Raw genomic sequence first — 17,942 nt, forward strand, 5'->3', positions numbered from 1 at the left:
TAATTAAAGAAAGGATGTACATGATGACAGAAACAGTGCTACAAGTAGATCATGTCAGTAAAGTAATTGGGAAGAAAACCATTTTGCATGATGTATCCTTATCGGTTGAGCGCGGTGAGATTTTCGGATTGCTTGGTCCAAATGGTTCTGGAAAGACAACGCTAATTCGTACCGTCGTAGGACTCATTAAAGAAACAAAGGGAACGATTACCGTCAATGGGTTTCCTTTAAAAGAACAGTTTACATCAGCTATGAAATCAATTGGAGCGATTATTGAAAATCCTGAGTTTTATGATTATCTGACGGGCTATCAAAATTTAAAACATTTTGCGAATATGCATGAAGGGATCACATCAGAACGCTTGGATGAAGTGATTGCTTTAGTAAAGCTTGAAAACAGCATTCATGCAAAAGTGAAGACGTATTCTCTTGGGATGAGACAGCGTTTAGGAGTAGCTCAAGCTATTTTACATAAGCCTGCATTGCTTTTACTAGACGAACCAACAAATGGTCTAGACCCAGCGGGAATGAGAGAATTTCGTATATATTTACAAACGCTTTGTACAGAAGAAGGAATTTCAATCTTAATCGCGAGCCACTTATTAAAAGAGGTAGAAGCATTATGTGACCGCGTTGGCATTATTCAAGACGGTGAGTTAAAAACCATTCAAGATCTATCTCCAAATCGTCAAGACCAAGGAATGTACGTAGAATTTGAGGTATCTGACGCGCAAAAAGCAGCGGATCTTTTATCACAAGAATTTGAAGTAACGATGAGATCACATATTATCGACGTGGCGATTGTAAAAGAACAAATTCCAGCTGTAAATAGAAAATTAGTGGACAGCGATATTTTAGTCTACCGAATTACCCCTGTGTATGAGACGCTTGAAGATTCGTTTATGTCCGTTACGGAAGGAGAGCACCATGCTTAAGCTAATTCAAAATGAACATATGAAATGGTTTCACAAAAGAAGTACAAAAGTCACGTTTATTACAATCGGTATTTTAACTCTTTGTATGGCTCTATTAATGAAAAAAGTAGCAAACAGTGCAGGAACAGAAGACAACATTTTGAACTTTCTGTCATTTAGTTCAGGTATGCTGATTCTTGTTCAATTTTTTGCTCTTGCTGTTGGAGGGTCAATGGTTGCAAAAGAGTTTGAAGCAGGTACCATTAAACTTCTGTTAATTCGCCCGGCTAGACGTTCAACGATTTTAACGTCCAAGTACATAACGCTCATTTTAATTAGCTTGTATTACTTACTGAGCTATTTGCTTTTTTCGTTTGTATGGGGAGCATTGTTCTTTGGATTTACCAGTCTAGAAGGAGATGCGCAGCTGCTTAAAAACATTACGCTTACGTATGACAGTGCGTATATGGAAACTTTTATGATGATGACGTTCGCATTCATGCTGTCGTCTTTATTTAGAAACAGCGCGCTTGCTTCCAGTCTGGCTATTGTCGTAAGTATCGGCGCGAAAGCTGTAACAGGACTAGTATCAGAGCTAGGTTTATGGTGGGGGAAATTTTTATTATTTGCCAACACGAACTTTGTGCAGTATATGGAGGGAATGAAGACGATGTTTGACGGCATGACGATTCCATTTTCAATCTTCATCTTAGTCGCGCATTTTGTCTTCTTTATAGGCGTGGCATGGGCAGCGTTTTTGAAACGAGACGTAGCTAATTGATGTGAGAATTTTCGCACTATATATTTTTCTAAAATAGCATTTGACAATTAAATAAAAAGAGATTACAGTAGTGAAAGACTATTTTTAAAACAACTATAAACTTCTTATCAAGAGAGACGGAGGGACTGGCCCTATGATGTCTCGGCAACTGGCTGTACGCAGTGCGGTGCCAAATCCAGCAGACGATGTTTCGTTTGGAAGATGAGAAGGGTAATCTTATGATACAAATAAGAGACCTCTTCTTATCAATAAGAAGAGGTCTTTTTTTATTACGTAAACAAGAGGTGTTAAGAATGGAACAACAAAAAGGAAACGGCTGGGCGCTGTTACCGCTGGGCGTCTTTTTAGTCCTGTTTGTCGGATCAGGAATTATAACGGGAGATTTTTATAAGCTGCCTGTCTTAGTAGCCATTATCATTGCAGCCATTGTGGCGCTGGCTATGAATCGCAAAGATTCACTTAATGTAAAAGTGGAACGTTTTGCTAAAGGAGCAGGGCATCCTGATATCATTATTATGGTGCTTATTTTTATTTTAGCAGGTGCTTTTTCAGAAGTCGCTAAAGGTATGGGAGCTGTTGATTCAACGGTAAACTTAGCGCTGTCTGTGCTTCCGCAAAGCTTAGTGGTAGTCGGAATCTTCGTTATTGGCGCATTCATTTCAATTTCGATGGGAACGTCAATGGGAACAATCGCTGCGCTAGGGCCTATCGCTGTAGGAATCAGTGAGCAAGCGCATGTATCCATTACGTTAGCAATTGCTGCCGTTATTGGTGGTGCAATGTTTGGAGATAATTTATCTATAATCTCTGATACGACCATTGCAGCAGTTCGTACGCAAAAAACAAATATGTCAGATAAATTAAAAGTAAACTTTTTTATTGTCCTTCCTGCAGCGATTGTTACGGTGATTCTATTGCTTGTCATGACGATCGGCAACACGTCTTCAGTAGAAATCAAAGATTTCAGCTGGTTTAAAATCTTGCCATATATCGGCGTACTAGTGGCTGCCATATTTGGTGCAAACGTATTAAGCATTTTAACTGGAGGAATTGTATTAGCCGGCGTAATCGGATTGGCTGATGGAAGCTACACGCTTTCTTCTCTTGCCAAAACTGTGACAGAAGGTATTGGCGGAATGTCGGAGTTAATTATTTTATCTCTATTAATTGGTGGAATGGTTGAGCTTATTCGCTATAACGGCGGTATTCAGTTCTTATTGAATTTATTAACACGACGTATTCAAACAAAAAAAGGTGGAGAATTCAGCATCGCCGGATTGGTAAGTTTAACAAATTTGGCCACGGCTAATAACACGATTTCAATTATTACGGCAGGTCCGTTAGCAAAAGAAATCTCTGATAAGTATTCAATTGATAATCGGAAATCAGCCAGTCTGCTTGACTTGTTTTCATGCAGCGTTCAAGGGCTTATCCCTTACGGCGCACAAATGCTTCTCGCAGCAGGATTTGCTAAAGTTTCACCGATTGAGATTATTCCATTTACATTCTATCCAATGTTAACAGCGGTTTGCGGGATCATTGCGATTGTAATTGGATTTCCTCGTTTAAATAAAAAGTCAAAATCATCTAAAGAAGCTGCGTAATATCAAACCCTTAAAAAGAATGTTCTTTTTAAGGGTTTTTTACTGTTTGAAAAAATCATTCGGCTTTTCTTCATCTAACTCCTTCCAAAGCGTCTCATTTTGTTTAAGTGCATAAGCCGCTCCTCCAATTTCAATTCCGCATAATAAAATGAATAATAAAATACCCATGAAATGACCTCCTTAAGTAAATGAATAAAAACACGATGGTAACGGGTTTAGCTTATTGCTGTTTCACTTTATAATGAGAATAAAGTATGAAACGCGTTTCAGCGCAAGAGAAAAAGGTGAAAACATGACAAATATCCGAGATATCGCAAAAAAAGCTGGTGTATCTGTTTCGACTGTATCCCGGGTGCTAAATCAGCATCCGTATGTAAAAGAAGAAAAACGCCGGCTGGTAGAGCAGGTTATTCACGAACTTAATTATGAACAAAACATTAATGCCGTTCATTTATCAAAAGGGAAAACAAATATGATTGCCGTCGTCTTGCCTTTTATTAATCATCCGTATTTCAGCCTGCTTTTAGAAGGAGTGGCATCTCAAGCTTTAGAAAAGCAGTATCAGCTTGTTATTTGTCAGACGAACTATGATGTAAAAAAAGAAGAAGAAGCGCTTCATATGCTAAAAACAAAGCAAGTTGATGGAGTGATTATTTGTTCTAGAGCAAGCAGCTGGAGCACGATTGAATATTATCAGCAGTACGGGCCGATAGCCGTGTGCGAAAACGTACAGAATCGTTCTATTCGCTCCGTATACGTTGATCATTATGCAGCTTTTAAGCAGGCGCTCCTGTATTTAAAAGAAAAAGGATATACGGATATTGGCTACTGTATTGGAAGAATGACGGGTACAAATAGCTTGCAGCGGCAACAAGCATACAAAGAATATATAAAAAGAATAAATCAGCCTTATCATTCAGAATGGGTTTTTCAAGGCTGTTTGAACGTGACAGATGGTGAAAAAGTGGTGGAAAAATTAGTGCAGATGAAAAATCGGCCTCAGGCGCTTTTAGTAACAAACGATCAAGTAGCTATCGGAATAAAAGCTCAGTGCGAACAAGCGGGTATTTCAGTTCCTGGTGATTTAGCTATCATTGGTTTTGATAATCATCCGCTTTCTTCTTATTTACAAATCACAACGATCGAACTTCCTCTTAAGGAAATGGGAGAAACGCTTTTTACATTAGTGGGAAGCAAGGCTCCTCAGAAAATTGAGCTCCCTTTTCGGTTTATTGAGCGTAAAAGCGTATGAATTCTTGATGATGCCATGAGGTGTTTTTACCGGATAAAATGAGCAAAAGCGGACATCATACGAGTAAAGAAAGAAGAAAAGGGTGATGATCGTGGAAAAAAAAGAATATCAAGTGGGAGATCAGGTATTTGTTATTTACCGAAATCCTCATACGGCAAACGTTGCGAATATTAATCAAGCTGAAATTGTTGAACATCCTGAAAACAAAGGTGAAAAGGCGCTGTTTCTACATGAGTCTTATCATTTGTTAGCTGAAGATGATGCCGTGTATTCAACGTATGAAGAAGCTGAAAAAATGTATAATAAGATATTTGATTATGAACAATATGACTGACGGAAGGCTCTCTTAAACGGAGAGTCTTTTTTGTTTGAAAAATAATTACCAAGGATAGAGTCTTTTTATTTTTCAAACGCTATTAGTATTAGAAAAAAGGAAGTGTAATGATGATAAAACCTTTTGTACCTCAATTAGTATATATTGAGCCAGGGGCAATGGAGTACCCGCTTGGTGTTCAATTAAAAGAAAAATTTGAGAAGATGGGAATTGAGATTCGTCAAACAACTTCTCATAATCAAGTGCGTAATATACCGGGGAAAAATGATTTGCAAAAATATCGCAATGCCAAGTCGACTTTAGTAGTTGGAGTGCGTAAAACATTGAAATTTGATACATCTAAACCGTCAGCTGAATATGCAATACCGTTTGCAACAGGGTGTATGGGGCACTGTCACTATTGTTATTTGCAGACAACAATGGGAAGTAAACCATATATTCGCACGTACGTGAATGTTGAAGAAATATTAGGTCAAGCAGAGCAATATATGCAGGAAAGAGCCCCTCAAATAACGCGATTTGAAGCGGCTTGTACATCTGATATCGTAGGAATTGACCATTTAACACATTCATTAAAGCGCGCGATTGAATATTTTGGGGAAAGTGAACTAGGTCAACTGCGCTTTGTGACTAAATTTCATCACGTGGATCATCTATTGGATGCTAAGCATAATGGTCGCACGCGCTTTCGCTTTAGCATAAATGCAGATTATGTTATAAAAAACTTTGAACCTGGTACATCTCCTCTTGATTACCGGATTGAAGCTGCTAATAAAGTTGCAAAATCCGGATATCCACTTGGCTTTATTGTAGCGCCTATTTACATTCATGAAGGATGGCAGGAAGGATACCGTCAGTTGTTTGAAAAGCTTGACGCCTCTATACCTGAGGAGTCAAGAGATGATATTACGTTTGAAATGATTCAGCATCGCTTTACCAAGCCGGCCAAGCGGGTAATCGAGAAAAATTATCCGAAAACAAAGCTTGAGATGAATGAAGAGGAGCGCCGCTACAAATGGGGGCGTTACGGAATTGGAAAGTATGTATACGCAAAAGATGAAGAACAAGAATTAAGAGAAACATTAGAATATTACATTGATCAGTATTTTCCGAATGCAAAAATCGAATATTTTACGTAATTATTCTACAGTAATTGAAAAGTTATTCTGACGCCTTAGTCAAAATAACTTTTCAATTTTTAATGTAAAAAAATAAATTGCTTGCTAATAAGTTGAAAAAAAGAGGTTATTTTTATCTCTTGTCGTATTACATACAAAAGGGAGGTGACTGAGATGTTAAAAAATGAAGAGTTTGCGCTAACAAAAGAATTAACAAACGAACAGCAAGAAGCTGCACGAAATTTTATTCAAGTGTTATTCCAAGAGGATTTATCTGAATTTTGGAACATATTATGTGATATCGATAAGTCTCGTATTTACGGCTTGTATGAAGCAAACCATTATTATGATGCTGATGTGGAACTACATGGGTTTGTACAAGAAATAAGAGATAATGTAAGAGCTGTTTATGCGCCTCTTCAAGGGCAAGGGGGTATTTCGACGAAAGTTCGATATACAAGCGAAGGAAAGATGTATGTATACATATTAGGCAGTGGCGAAAACCCTAAGGTATATCCTGTTGGATTAATGCCTGAAACATATATCGAACAAGAACGTTTTTCTCAGCGGCTTCAAATTAGCATTTATAACGACGAGTTTCGAAACGTTGCCCTATAAACCATATATATAGAAAAATAAAGAATAATAAAATTAATTTGTTAAAATAGAAATATTTGGGGTATGTAATAGGTATAACATTAAAAAGGGGTGAAAGAAATGCATTATTATCGTATTTCAGAGGGAGATCATGAAGAGTATTGTGAAACGATTCTGCTTCATGAAAAGAAGTTTTGCAAAGAAACATTTCAATCTATGGTGCGAGAAGCAATGAATAATAAGCCCGGTAAAATTGACCGTGTGGATATTGTTAAATATTTAATTGGTCACCATAGCTTTCAAGTAGCCCACATCGAAGCGGGATTTCATAGTACATACAGCGAGAAAGTGACATAAAAAATGCAGCACATCCTATACAACGAACTTTTCTTTTGAAAAGGGCGCTGTATTTTTTTTTGCTGAAAATAGAATGTTTCTAAGTTATATTCCTTTTAATGGTATAATAGTTAAGTACTGTAAGATACACATATAAAAATCACAAATGCTTTAAAGAGAAAGGGTGAGGAAATATGGAAAAAGAAAGAATAGAAGAACTTGAACGAAAAATAAGCAGTTTAGAAGAAGACGTAGCCAGGCTAAAGTCGCTCGTATATAAAACAAATTCTTCAAGACCAAAAACAGTTCACGCTCCTCCCAAGCAGCGTGAGGAGACCACTAAACGTCCTGCTCAAACAGGAGCTAAAAGTTCACAGGCAATAGAAGAACCTGTTGATTGGGAAAAAGTCCTTTTTCAAACATGGCTGCCGAGAATTTTTATTTTTGTATTTATTATTGGTGTGCTATGGGGATTTAAAGCAGCCTCTGACTATGGGTTAATGAATGAAAAAGCAAAAGTTGTTCTCGGTTTCGTTGTTTCAATAGGTTTTGCTGTGACAGGTCATTTCCAAATTAAAAAGGGTAGGTTGGTGCTCGGGCAAGTACTTGTAGGAGGAGCTATTCCTATTCTCATGTTAACGACGTTTGCGATGCATAGCCTGTATTATTTAGCGGGACCAACGCTTGCTTTTATCCTAAATGTGAGCTGGATTATCCTAGGGATTATCGCGACAGTCTTTTATCGTTCGCAGGCATTAGGAATTATTAGCGCGGTTGGAGGCGTACTAGTTCCTTTTCTTATTGAAAGTAATTCGCCTAATGCGCTCGTTTTCATTGGCTATGAAACGCTTCTGTATATTGCCTTTTTATACGTGGCAATCAAACAAAAATATTCAATTTTATATGTTCTTTCCGCGGTACTATTAAACCTTACGCTACTCATTTATTACTCGTTTGTTGGTGATAATGGTGTAAAAGAGTTATTAGGTATGGCGATTCTTATTCAGCATTTATGCTTGATTTCTAGTTTTTTTCTCTCACAATCCGTACTCCAAGTATATGCGTTTACCCTTCTATCGAGTTTAGCAGTTACGTACGGCTGGCTGCTCGCCGTTTTTGACGATGGCACGACCACAATGGTGCTGCTTGCGCTAGTTATTATTTACGCATTAGGTGTTTACGCAGTAAGAAGTTCTAAAGAGAAATTTGAATTTTTTATTACCTATTTAATTGTTGCAGTAGCGTTTTTTATTCATCAGCTCGTCGATTTAAGAGAAGGAGTCATTTTATATGTGATTCAAGGACTTGCTGTTTACTATATCGCCATGACGTATAAAAATCTACTTCATCAACTATTTTCTTATACGATTTATATACTGAGTGCAACGTATATCTTAGTTACACCAATCGAACAAGTGCTGTCTCTTCCGACATTAAATTGGCTTGTTGTGTTAGCTTCTATTCTAGTATTTATATGGATCAGCATTCAAAAAACAGAACAGGATGAGCACGATATGTTCAAAATCGGAGGAAGTATTGTTTTTTCTATTCTTTCTTTAATTTTTGCTACGGAAGTTACAGCCGCTGGAACCAATCATCTTTCCGCTAATCCGCAAACGCTTATTATGACGGCCGTTTGGTTAGGGCTGTCCATTGCAGCATTTGTAATAGGATCACTTAAAACGTTTAAAACAGCAACGTATATCGGCGTGGGCATTTTGTTCTTAACACTTTTTAAACTCGTTTTATACGATTTACCTTTTATCCCAATGGCTATACGAGCCTTGTTATTTATCGTCTTAGGAGCTATCGGTTTAATTATCTCGCGACTATTTTATAAAAAGAAGTAGCTAGAAGCTGAAGAGAAATTCTTCAGCTTTATTTATTATAATATTATTATGTAAACTTAATCTTGAAGTCGTACAAAAAGTATACAATCATGTATAATGGAACAAGTGAATTGGAGGTATACATAAAATGAAATCACTTGTATTAGCAGAAAAGCCAAGTGTAGCACGTGATCTTGCACGCGTACTTGGCAGCACACAAACAAAAAAAGGGTATATTGAAGGACCAAAGTATGTCGTAACATGGGCACTCGGTCATTTAGTTGAATTACAAACACCAGAGGATTATGATAACCAATATAAAACGTGGCGATTAGAAGATCTGCCAATCATGCCTGAGAAAATGAAATTAAAAGTAATTCGTAAAGTGAGTTCTCAGTTTCGCACAGTATCCGATCTAGCAAAAAGAAAGGATATTGGAGAGCTAATTATTGCGACTGATGCAGGGCGTGAAGGAGAACTTGTAGCACGCTGGATTATGGAAAAGGTACGCTGGAACAAGCCGTTTAAACGCCTTTGGATTTCGTCTCAAACGGATAAAGCAATTCGTGACGGGTTTAAACAGTTAAAACCAGGAACAGAGTTTAATCGCTTGTATGATTCAGCCGTTTGCCGTTCAGAAGCTGATTGGCTTATCGGTTTAAACGTGACGAGAGCGTTAACGACTAAATATGAAGAACCATTGTCGGCAGGAAGGGTACAAACTCCGACGCTTGCGATGATAATTGAGCGTGAACAAGTAATTAACACATTCAAACCTAGTGAATATTGGACGCTCACAGCTCAGTTTTCATCTTTTGAAGCGGCTTGGCAAAAAGGCAATGAAAAGCGCATTTTTGATGAAAAACGCGCAAAAGAGCTGCACTCAAAATTATCAGGTGAGGCAGTTGTAAAAACAATTAAGCGCAAAATGCATAAAGAAGCGCAGCCGCTTCCTTATGACTTAAACGAACTGCAGCGAGATGCTAACAAACGCTTTAACTTCTCTGCTAAGAAGACATTGAATGTACTTCAAAAGTTATATGAACAGCATAAGTTAGTCACGTATCCACGTACAGATTCTCGTTATTTAACAACAGATATGGTTTCTACTATGAAAGAGCGTTTGGAAAGCATCTCTGCTGTATATAAAGAAGAGGTTCGTCCAATTTTAAGAAATGCACAGCTGCCAAAGCGAGTGGTTAATAACGAAAAAGTAAGTGATCACCATGCTATTATCGTAACGGATCAGCCTGTATTTCTACAGGACTTATCAGCTGATGAACGAAAGCTGTATGACTTAATTGCAAAGCGATTTATTTCATTATTTTATCCTGCATATGAATATGAAGTGGTTAAAGCAGAGCTTGAAGTAAATGGGGAACAGTTAGTAGCAAGCGGAAAGCAAGTCGTGAATGCAGGCTTCAAAAAAGTTTCCGGTGGAGACTCAGAAGCAACGGTGAAGCTGCCTGATATGGAAGAAGGCAGCAAGCTGCTCATTCAAGATGTAACGATGAAAAGTGCATTTACAGAGCCGCCGCAGCGCTATACAGAAGCGGATCTTCTTGGACAAATGGAAAAACATAATTTAGGTACTCCGGCAACACGTGCAGATATTATTGAAAAACTTCTGCAAAATGAATCCATTGATCGCCAAAACAATCGTCTGCACGCAACCAAAAAAGGGAAGCAACTGATTGACCTAGTAGCAGATGAGTTAAAGTCGCCTGAGCTTACGGCTAAATGGGAACGTGACTTAGAAGCAATTGCTAAAGGAAAAGGAAATGCAAAAGAGTTTTTAACAAATATTCGCGAACAAACAGAAAAGCTAGTTAAGCAAGTAAAAACGAGTAATCAAACGTACAAACCTCATAATTTAACGGGCTCTAAATGTCCGGAATGTGGTTCTTTCTTGAAAGAAAAGAAAACAAAGCAAGGAAGAGTGCTCGTTTGTTCAAGCCTGGAGTGCAGCTATAGACGCGCAAAAGACCCTAAACTATCAAATCGACGCTGTCCGCAGTGTCATAAGCGAATGGAAATTCACTCAGGAAAAGCGGGTACATACTTCCAATGTCGTTCATGTCAAGTAGTGGAGAAAGCTGAGGACAAAAAGAAAAAGATTTCAAAACGAGAAGAACGAAAGCTTCTTAACAAATATAATGATGACGGAGCATTTGGTTCAAGCTTGGGGGATGCTTTAAAACAAGCTCTTCAAGATAAAAAAGATAAATAATGTATAAAAGTGCGATACCACGGTATCGCACTTTTTTCGTATAATATGGATTAAGTGATGAGCAAGTAAGGTGGAGTGGAAGAATGAAAAGAAAAAGCAGGGGAATGGATCGTTTAATCGCGTTCTTTATAGTAGGAGCGATGGTACTAATCATTTTAGCGATACTAATGGGAAGCTACTTTTTTGGTTTTATAGGCTTCCTTAAAGTAATGGGAGTGGAATATGAGTCCTACTGGGCCATATGTTTATTTCTATTTTTAATTTTTGTATTTGGCTCTATCACAGAGCTTTTTTCAAAGGCACTCATTTTTTTAATGAAGAATGCCAGACTGAATAGAGTACTATTTGTAACATCTGCAGCTTTTGTAGATATATTTTTTACTTTTCTATCAGTTTATATAGCAGACTCGCTTGTGAGCGGAATCCGTGTATCTATTTTAGCGGTGACTCTTTTATCCGTCTTATTTTTTTGGATGGAGAGTGCATTGGATAGTGAGTTTCTACGTAAAAAAACAAGCTGATGAAGTTTTTCATCAGCAGCGCATCATATCAAGATTCAAAGCTATTTAAAGAACCCTGTAACATATTTTTTAAAAAAAGTATGTGATTTTTTTCACATATGTCTTGAAAAAGGACAAACATGTTTGTATAATAAGAATTGTAAAATATTTGTGAAACATTTCACAATATATGTGAAAAACTTCACAATATCATATTTTCTATAATCCTAAGGGGGATATCATCTATGAAAATTGCAGTAGTAGGTTGTACACATGCAGGAACGGCAGCAGTAAAAAATATGGCAGAACTTTATCCAGAAGCTAAAATTACAGTTTATGAGCGAAATGATAATGTTTCATTTTTGTCTTGTGGAATTGCGCTCTATGTAGGCGGGGTCGTAAAAGATGCAAATGGTTTATTTTACTCTTCACCGTCTGAATTGCAAGAGATGGGTGTAAATATGAAAATGAAACATGAAGTTACGAATATTGATACAGATGGTAAAAAAATAGCTGTACGAAATTTAGAAACCAACGAAGAATTTGAAGATACATTTGATAAATTAGTGATGACAACTGGCTCATGGCCGATTATTCCAAACCTTGAAGGCATCGATTTAAACAATGTTGTGCTTTGTAAAAACTATCAGCATGCTAATCACATTATTGAAAAAGCGAAGCAAGCGAAGAAAATAGCCGTAATTGGTGCGGGCTATATTGGTGCAGAATTAGTAGAAGCATTCGAAGTATATGGAAAAGAAGTCACGTTTATTGATAGTGCTGATCGCATTTTAAATAAATATCTTGATCCAGAATTTACGAATCTAATGGAAACTGAGTTTGAAAATCGAGGAGTTAAATTAGCATTAAACCAAGCGGTTACTAAATTTGTAGGTAATGAGGGATCTGTTGAAAAAGTAGTGACAACTGAAGGCGAATACGAAGCGGATCTTGTTATTCTGTGTGTTGGTTTCCGTCCAAATACAGACTTAGTAAAAGGACAAGTAGACATGCTTCCAAACGGCGCAATTGTGGTTGATGAATATATGCAAACAAGCAAAAAAGATATATTTGCTGCCGGAGATAGCTGTGCCATTTACTACAATCCGATTAAGAAACATGCTTATATTCCGCTTGCTACCAATGCGGTTAGAATGGGAACGTTAGTAGCTCAAAACCTTGTTAAGCCGACGATTAAGTATATGGGAACACAAGGAACATCAGGCTTGCATATTTATGATTACAATGTTGCATCTACCGGCATAACAGAAACAGCAGCTTCTCTTTTTGATATGAATGTGAAAAGTATCACAATATCAGAGAATAACCGACCAGAATTCATGCCAACGTACGAAAATATTACGTTAAAAGTAGTATATGAAGAAGAAACAAGACGAATTGTAGGCGCACAGGTTATTTCTAAAATTGATGCTACTCAAGCAATCAATACATTGTCTGTATGCGTACAACAGGAAATGACCATCGATGAGCTTGGATTTATGGACTTTTTCTTTCAACCGCATTTTAATAAGCCTTGGCACTTCTTAAATCAAGCAGGTCTTCAAGCGCTTCAAGGATAAAAAAGCAGGTGACTACCTGCTTTTTTTATGTAGATTTTATTATTTTTTTTATTTTAGCAGGTCTAAAGCGGATCCAGCCTATAATAAGGAGAATAAAAGGATAAAAAGCCCCTACGAAAAAACTATAGGGAATCCACGTTTCAGCTAACCATGTTTTTTGATAGATAATGGTTGGATAAACGATAATAGAAAAAGTTGTAACGATTAACCCCATCGGTAACGTTAGAAATCGAGTTTCGTTGACGTTAAAAATGTGGCAAAGCCCAGCGATAGAAGCATGAAAATAAAGAGAAACTTTAAAGAAAAGAGTAAGAAACCATATAATAGCAATAATTACTTCAATTCCTTGCAAAAAATTCCCCAGCTCAATTCGCTTAGCCATTTCGTATACAGGAAACATGGTAGTTGAAGAATGGTAAGAGCCAATAACCATTATACAAAAGAGAATAATTGCTACCATAATAAATCCACCTAACAGACTTCCGCTCATTAAAGCTTTAGCACCTTTTTCAGGTTTTCTTAAATAAAGAGGAAATACCATCATTAAAGGAGCAAAAGTAAAATAAGTGATGCTAAGAAAGGTGAAAACCGAATGAGTCAGCGGCTTTAAGTGAATATCTAATAAAGGCATAAGGTTTTCGACTTTCATTTGAGGAGTCAGTGAGAAGATGAAAATTCCGAGAAGGCCAATAAACCAAGGGAAAAATATTTCACAGCAGCGTGCGTTTGTTTCTAGTCCGAGTCTTGCTCCGAACACAACCACAAGCATAAAAATAATGTGAATAGCAATCAGCGGAGTTTCTATTATAATATGTGTATTTAAAAAACTCCCCACGTAGTATACAATGCGGCTGCATGTTATGACAGTAGACGTGACGAATAAACAAGATACACCTTTTCCTAGATATTTTCCAAACACTGCTTCATTAATTTCTATCAGATTTTTATCTTTAAATAAAAGTCCGAGAGCTATATATACTTTCACTGAAGGATTTGGAACATTCAAACCAAGCGTTTTACAAATGCTTACGGTCATTCCGATTGCAAGAACTGTGTAGAATACCCACAGTTCTTTCTTCGCTTTTTTTAGCCGCAGTTTAGGTGCTTCAAACCAAATGACGAGCGTGCAAATAATAAGTAATCCCAATACCCCTAGCATACACTAGCTCCTATACGTGAATAATTAATGTTAATTTTCCAAAAAAATAAGTGCTTATACTGAAGACGCCTTCTCTATTACAGGTTTTTAATTTTTTAGTCGCTGCTAGAAGAGCGCTGCTTTTTGTTTTGAATAAACCCTGCAATTAAAAGGAAAAGCGGATATAAGATGCCTACAAGTAAGCTGTAGGGAATCCACGTTTTTGTATCCCATTCCTTTTGATAAGAAACGCTTGGATACACAATAAGAGAAAGAGTAATCATGATGAGGGCTACTGGAAACGAAAATAGTTTGTAATCCTTTATATGAAATACGTTGGCAAACCCTAAAAGAGTAGCGTAAAAATAAATGCAAAGCTTAAAAAAGAGAGTAATAAACCACAAAATAGCAATGACTACTTCAATTCCTTGGAGAAAGTTTCCTACATCAATTCTTCTACCTAATTCATAGCTTGGAAACATGGTGATTTGGGAGTAATAAGGACCAAGCACTAAAATTCCGAGTAAGATTAACGTAACCATCACTAGTCCACCGGCTATATTACCTATATAAAAGGATTGAGTTGCCTTTTTTGTGTCTGGTGTATGAGAAGGGAAAATCATAAGCAGAATCGTATAAGTCAAAGAACTCATGCTTAAAAAGGTTAAAACAGCACGAATAAAAGCTTTTGGATGGATTTCGAACACAGGCTGAATATGCTCTATTTTAATTTGAGGGATCATAGACAAAATGAGAAGTCCGAATAATCCGACAAACCAAGGAAATAAAATCTCGGCACTTCGTGCAATAACTTCTATTCCTAGGCGTACTCCTACGACGACCACATCCATAAATGCAATGTGGATGGCTGTCAGCGGCGTGTAGGGAAGAATTTGTGTAGTGAGAAAATTACCTACATAGTAAAGAACTTGACTGCTGATGAATAAATTGGATAACACAAAAACAGCAGAAACAATCTTTCCAAATAGTTTGCCTAAAATTTTTTCGTTCATTTCCATCAGCTCCATCAGCGTAAGCGTTGGAAACATTTTTCCTAGTGAGGTAAAAAGCAAAACTAAGCCAATTCCTAATGCAACACCGAAGAGTGCGGCAATCCAGGCATCTTGATGAGCATCAGCTGTAATAGCGGCAGGTACAACAATAATTGTGCTTCCGATGCTATACAAAGTTACTAATTTGCGAAACTGCGCAGCTGAAATATTGATTTCATTAAGCAAAATGAGCACATCCTTTTGCCATATACACTAATTAAGTGATCCAACGGAATAATAAGTGACTTAAAGGGTGAAACATTACTTCTACCCAACCAGAAGGGTTCGGTAGAGGCAACCGAAAGATTTTTGCAAGAGCGATTATGATACTGATTGTCATGAACACAATAAAAATGTTCCGTTCCTTTTTATGAGAGTGTTGAGGTAATTTTTTCATTTATATCCATATAATACCTGAGCGAATGATTAAAAAGGAAAGAAACAAGTGCATGCAGTCAACCCCAATACATTTTTTCGTTCAGATAAGCTATTCGTATGATGTCCGCTAAAGAAAGTGATAATACATTTCTGTAAAATATGGAAAATTTTTAATTATATAGAAGATATTCTCTAGGGCTCTTATATGATTGAGAGGTTTGTTATGAGGAATATTCACTTAGCTTTAACCTATTGAAGCGTCGTATGAATAAGTAGAAAAATGCCACACTAAAGAGTGAACAAATGGAAAGGAGTACTATGATGAAAAAATTCCCATACAACAAAGATAAACAACAATCGTTTCAAGCAGCACAGCAGGGGCATAAAGAAGCAGTAGATGCATATGAACAGGCAAATGAAGCTAAAAATGATGCATCGTACGGCCATGAAGCGAAGCAAGCGATAGGTGAAGTGAATGAAGCCTCTCAGCAAATTGAGAATGCGCTTGAAAATGCTTCTGAAACACAGCGTCAGCGTTTAACAGAGTTTCAGCAAGATATAAAAGATATGGAGAACGACCTTAATCAATAAAAGAGCCGCTGTTTTACTTAGAGCAGGTTCACAATAGAGAGTATAAATTGTAAAAGCAGAAGATAATGAACTTCTGCTTTTTTGTTGTGTAAGAAGTATTTACGCTCATTTTTTAATCTAAATGAAGGCTAAATAAATTTCTAGCCATACATATACATATTTTGGGACATTAAGGGTATAGAGTAGTAATTTAATTAAGGAGGGTGATTATGAAAGCAGTAACTTTTCAAGGTGCAAAGGATATCCAAGTAAAAGAAGTAGAAGATCCATCTTTGAAGAAAAAAGACGACATTATTGTTAGGATTACATCTACAGCTATTTGCGGTTCGGATTTACATATCTACCAAGGTGCTCTCCCTGCTGAAAAAGGATACGTTATTGGCCATGAACCAATGGGAATTGTAGAAGAAGTGGGTCCAGAGGTAACAAAAGTAAAAAAAGGAGATAGAGTAGTTTTACCGTTCAATATTTCGTGCGGGACCTGTTATTATTGTCAGCATGATTTAGAAAGTCAATGTGATAACTCTAATCCTAATAAGGAAATCGATACAGGAGGATACTTTGGGTTCACTGAACGATACGGGAATCACCCAGGAGGACAGGCTGAACTATTACGTGTTCCCTTTGAGAATTTTATGCCATTTTTAATTCCGCCCTCCTGTGAGCTTGATGATGAGGCATTGTTATTTATGTCTGATGTTCTGCCAACCGCTTATTGGAGTGTAGAAAATTCCGGAGTTGGACCTGGGGATACAGTAGTGGTTCTTGGCAGCGGCCCCATTGGATTAATGACTCAAAAGTTTGCATGGATGAAAGGTGCTAAACGGGTCATCGCTGTTGATAACGTTCCATATAGATTAAAACGAGCTAAACAAATGAATAACGTAGAGTGCTTTAATTTTGATAAATACGGCGATATGGGAAGCTATATCAAAGAGGTAACCGGTGGTGGAGCAGATGTTGTAATTGATTGTGTAGGAATGGATGGAAAGAAATCACCAGTAGAAGCGATTGAACAAAAACTCAAGCTGCAAGGAGGAACGTTAAGTGCTATTCAAATTGCCTTAAAAGCAGTAAGGAAATTTGGGACAATTCAGCTAACAGGTGTATATGGATCGATATATAATATGTTTCCTCTTGGGAACATTTTTGAAAGAAACATTACTTTAAAAATGGGACAGGCTCCAGTAATTCATTACATGCCAGAATTATTTAAAAAAATTACAGATAGGGAGTTTGATCCTACAGAAATAATTTCTCATAGAATCCCTCTTAATCAAGCAAGTGAAGCCTATGAAATGTTTAACAATCATCAGGATGAATGTACGAAAGTTATCTTAAAACCATAATAAACCATATATCTCCTTAAATATGTATAAAGAAAAAATTGAGAATTATTTTTACAATAAGCATATCTATTTGAAAGAGGCTGGAACAAAAGCATGTTACTTGAAGGAAGATCCGAACGCGTTTGATTCTTGATGGAGAATCAAACGCGTTCGGATTTTTTTATTGGTAGTGTAAACGTAGGTTTCGTGAATATAATTGCTTCTAGCTGTTGTTTAGAAGGAAAGGCGAAGACTTGAACGGAAATCAACAGTGGTGTAACAAGTAATCCATCATTCCATTCTTATTTTAAAAGGTATAGAAGTTAAAAAAGTAAGAATCCTAATAAAAACAGAACGATAAGAATGGAAAGGGATTGTGA

General features: G+C 37.0%; 17 protein-coding genes and 1 riboswitch. Of the genes, 14 read left to right on the forward strand and 3 right to left on the reverse strand.

The annotated features are described in order from the left end of the window. Nucleotides 1-23: 23 nt before the first annotated feature. The 3 genes from ACN6NE_RS22505 (at nucleotide 24) to ACN6NE_RS22515 (ending at nucleotide 3,299) form a co-directional block, all read left to right on the forward strand. Nucleotides 24-935 (forward strand): ABC transporter ATP-binding protein, encoded by a 912-nt coding sequence (locus ACN6NE_RS22505; protein WP_474327746.1) that lies wholly within the window; start codon nucleotides 24-26, stop codon nucleotides 933-935. Then, entirely contained in the window at nucleotides 928-1,695 is a 768-nt protein-coding gene (locus ACN6NE_RS22510) for an ABC transporter permease (protein WP_474327352.1), read from the forward strand. Before ACN6NE_RS22505 ends, ACN6NE_RS22510 begins: the two co-directional genes overlap by 8 nt. Nucleotides 1,696-1,796: 101 nt before the next feature. Next, a riboswitch (SAM riboswitch) is annotated at nucleotides 1,797-1,903 on the forward strand. A gap of 85 nt (nucleotides 1,904-1,988) precedes the next feature. Further along, nucleotides 1,989-3,299, forward strand: coding sequence for a Na+/H+ antiporter NhaC family protein (locus ACN6NE_RS22515; protein ID WP_129708958.1), 1,311 nt, complete (start codon nucleotides 1,989-1,991; stop codon nucleotides 3,297-3,299). Nucleotides 3,300-3,338: 39 nt separating this feature from the next. Here the strand turns inward: ACN6NE_RS22515 and ACN6NE_RS22520 are convergent, their stop codons facing one another. Beyond that, complete coding sequence (locus ACN6NE_RS22520) at nucleotides 3,339-3,467, reverse strand: hypothetical protein (protein WP_276319809.1); 129 nt, start codon at nucleotides 3,465-3,467, stop codon at nucleotides 3,339-3,341. A gap of 124 nt (nucleotides 3,468-3,591) precedes the next feature. Here ACN6NE_RS22520 and ACN6NE_RS22525 point away from each other — a divergent pair, with 124 nt between their 5' ends. From ACN6NE_RS22525 to ACN6NE_RS22565, 9 genes are all read left to right on the forward strand, one after another. Then, the gene (locus ACN6NE_RS22525) at nucleotides 3,592-4,551 is read left to right on the forward strand and encodes a LacI family DNA-binding transcriptional regulator (RefSeq protein ID WP_129708961.1); all 960 of its coding nucleotides are present in this window, start codon (nucleotides 3,592-3,594) and stop codon (nucleotides 4,549-4,551) included. A gap of 85 nt (nucleotides 4,552-4,636) precedes the next feature. Further along, nucleotides 4,637-4,885: a transcriptional regulator SplA domain-containing protein gene (locus ACN6NE_RS22530; RefSeq protein ID WP_016764006.1), complete on the forward strand. Its 249-nt coding sequence runs from the start codon at nucleotides 4,637-4,639 to the stop codon at nucleotides 4,883-4,885. A 110-nt stretch (nucleotides 4,886-4,995) separates the two neighbouring features. Beyond that, nucleotides 4,996-6,024 carry a spore photoproduct lyase gene (gene splB / locus ACN6NE_RS22535; protein WP_474327748.1) on the forward strand — a complete coding sequence of 343 codons (1,029 nt, stop codon included), beginning with the start codon at nucleotides 4,996-4,998 and terminating at the stop codon, nucleotides 6,022-6,024. A gap of 153 nt (nucleotides 6,025-6,177) precedes the next feature. Then, nucleotides 6,178-6,621 (forward strand): hypothetical protein, encoded by a 444-nt coding sequence (locus ACN6NE_RS22540; RefSeq protein ID WP_129708963.1) that lies wholly within the window; start codon nucleotides 6,178-6,180, stop codon nucleotides 6,619-6,621. Nucleotides 6,622-6,720: 99 nt separating this feature from the next. Beyond that, on the forward strand, nucleotides 6,721-6,957 hold the full coding sequence (locus ACN6NE_RS22545) for a hypothetical protein (protein WP_013056931.1): 237 nt from the start codon (nucleotides 6,721-6,723) through the stop codon (nucleotides 6,955-6,957). Between the two features lie 173 nt (nucleotides 6,958-7,130). Beyond that, nucleotides 7,131-8,786 carry a DUF2339 domain-containing protein gene (locus ACN6NE_RS22550; RefSeq protein ID WP_474327356.1) on the forward strand — a complete coding sequence of 552 codons (1,656 nt, stop codon included), beginning with the start codon at nucleotides 7,131-7,133 and terminating at the stop codon, nucleotides 8,784-8,786. A 127-nt stretch (nucleotides 8,787-8,913) separates the two neighbouring features. Beyond that, complete coding sequence (locus tag ACN6NE_RS22555) at nucleotides 8,914-10,995, forward strand: DNA topoisomerase III (protein ID WP_474327358.1); 2,082 nt, start codon at nucleotides 8,914-8,916, stop codon at nucleotides 10,993-10,995. 83 nt (nucleotides 10,996-11,078) lie between these two features. After that, complete coding sequence (locus ACN6NE_RS22560) at nucleotides 11,079-11,516, forward strand: YrvL family regulatory protein (protein ID WP_129708973.1); 438 nt, start codon at nucleotides 11,079-11,081, stop codon at nucleotides 11,514-11,516. Between the two features lie 224 nt (nucleotides 11,517-11,740). Beyond that, nucleotides 11,741-13,075, forward strand: coding sequence for an FAD-dependent oxidoreductase (locus tag ACN6NE_RS22565; protein ID WP_474327360.1), 1,335 nt, complete (start codon nucleotides 11,741-11,743; stop codon nucleotides 13,073-13,075). Between the two features lie 25 nt (nucleotides 13,076-13,100). Here ACN6NE_RS22565 and ACN6NE_RS22570 read toward each other — a convergent pair whose 3' ends face one another. Together ACN6NE_RS22570 and ACN6NE_RS22575 are read right to left on the reverse strand one after the other, a co-directional pair. Continuing rightward, nucleotides 13,101-14,234 carry a GerAB/ArcD/ProY family transporter gene (locus tag ACN6NE_RS22570; RefSeq protein WP_474327362.1) on the reverse strand — a complete coding sequence of 378 codons (1,134 nt, stop codon included), beginning with the start codon at nucleotides 14,232-14,234 and terminating at the stop codon, nucleotides 13,101-13,103. A gap of 95 nt (nucleotides 14,235-14,329) precedes the next feature. Next, nucleotides 14,330-15,460, reverse strand: coding sequence for a GerAB/ArcD/ProY family transporter (locus ACN6NE_RS22575; RefSeq protein WP_474327364.1), 1,131 nt, complete (start codon nucleotides 15,458-15,460; stop codon nucleotides 14,330-14,332). Nucleotides 15,461-15,964: 504 nt separating this feature from the next. Between ACN6NE_RS22575 and ACN6NE_RS22580 the strand changes: the two genes are divergently transcribed. Continuing rightward, on the forward strand, nucleotides 15,965-16,234 hold the full coding sequence (locus ACN6NE_RS22580) for a hypothetical protein (RefSeq protein WP_014460213.1): 270 nt from the start codon (nucleotides 15,965-15,967) through the stop codon (nucleotides 16,232-16,234). A 209-nt stretch (nucleotides 16,235-16,443) separates the two neighbouring features. Then, nucleotides 16,444-17,583 carry a zinc-dependent alcohol dehydrogenase gene (locus ACN6NE_RS22585; protein ID WP_474327366.1) on the forward strand — a complete coding sequence of 380 codons (1,140 nt, stop codon included), beginning with the start codon at nucleotides 16,444-16,446 and terminating at the stop codon, nucleotides 17,581-17,583. Nucleotides 17,584-17,942 lie beyond the last annotated feature (359 nt).

Source organism: Priestia sp. 53B2 (genome assembly GCF_056099005.1).

Bases quoted from the DNA above. Each gene is read 5' to 3' on its own strand.
- ACN6NE_RS22505 (WP_474327746.1), top strand. From the start codon at position 24: ATGACAGAAACAGTGCTACAAGTAGATCATGTCAGTAAAGTAATTGGG.
- ACN6NE_RS22510 (WP_474327352.1), top strand. From the start codon at position 928: ATGCTTAAGCTAATTCAAAATGAACATATGAAATGGTTTCACAAAAGA.
- ACN6NE_RS22515 (WP_129708958.1), top strand. From the start codon at position 1,989: ATGGAACAACAAAAAGGAAACGGCTGGGCGCTGTTACCGCTGGGCGTC.
- ACN6NE_RS22520 (WP_276319809.1), bottom strand. From the start codon at position 3,467: ATGGGTATTTTATTATTCATTTTATTATGCGGAATTGAAATTGGAGGA.
- ACN6NE_RS22525 (WP_129708961.1), top strand. From the start codon at position 3,592: ATGACAAATATCCGAGATATCGCAAAAAAAGCTGGTGTATCTGTTTCG.
- ACN6NE_RS22530 (WP_016764006.1), top strand. From the start codon at position 4,637: ATGATCGTGGAAAAAAAAGAATATCAAGTGGGAGATCAGGTATTTGTT.
- splB (WP_474327748.1), top strand. From the start codon at position 4,996: ATGATAAAACCTTTTGTACCTCAATTAGTATATATTGAGCCAGGGGCA.
- ACN6NE_RS22540 (WP_129708963.1), top strand. From the start codon at position 6,178: ATGTTAAAAAATGAAGAGTTTGCGCTAACAAAAGAATTAACAAACGAA.
- ACN6NE_RS22545 (WP_013056931.1), top strand. From the start codon at position 6,721: ATGCATTATTATCGTATTTCAGAGGGAGATCATGAAGAGTATTGTGAA.
- ACN6NE_RS22550 (WP_474327356.1), top strand. From the start codon at position 7,131: ATGGAAAAAGAAAGAATAGAAGAACTTGAACGAAAAATAAGCAGTTTA.
- ACN6NE_RS22555 (WP_474327358.1), top strand. From the start codon at position 8,914: ATGAAATCACTTGTATTAGCAGAAAAGCCAAGTGTAGCACGTGATCTT.
- ACN6NE_RS22560 (WP_129708973.1), top strand. From the start codon at position 11,079: ATGAAAAGAAAAAGCAGGGGAATGGATCGTTTAATCGCGTTCTTTATA.
- ACN6NE_RS22565 (WP_474327360.1), top strand. From the start codon at position 11,741: ATGAAAATTGCAGTAGTAGGTTGTACACATGCAGGAACGGCAGCAGTA.
- ACN6NE_RS22570 (WP_474327362.1), bottom strand. From the start codon at position 14,234: ATGCTAGGGGTATTGGGATTACTTATTATTTGCACGCTCGTCATTTGG.
- ACN6NE_RS22580 (WP_014460213.1), top strand. From the start codon at position 15,965: ATGAAAAAATTCCCATACAACAAAGATAAACAACAATCGTTTCAAGCA.
- ACN6NE_RS22585 (WP_474327366.1), top strand. From the start codon at position 16,444: ATGAAAGCAGTAACTTTTCAAGGTGCAAAGGATATCCAAGTAAAAGAA.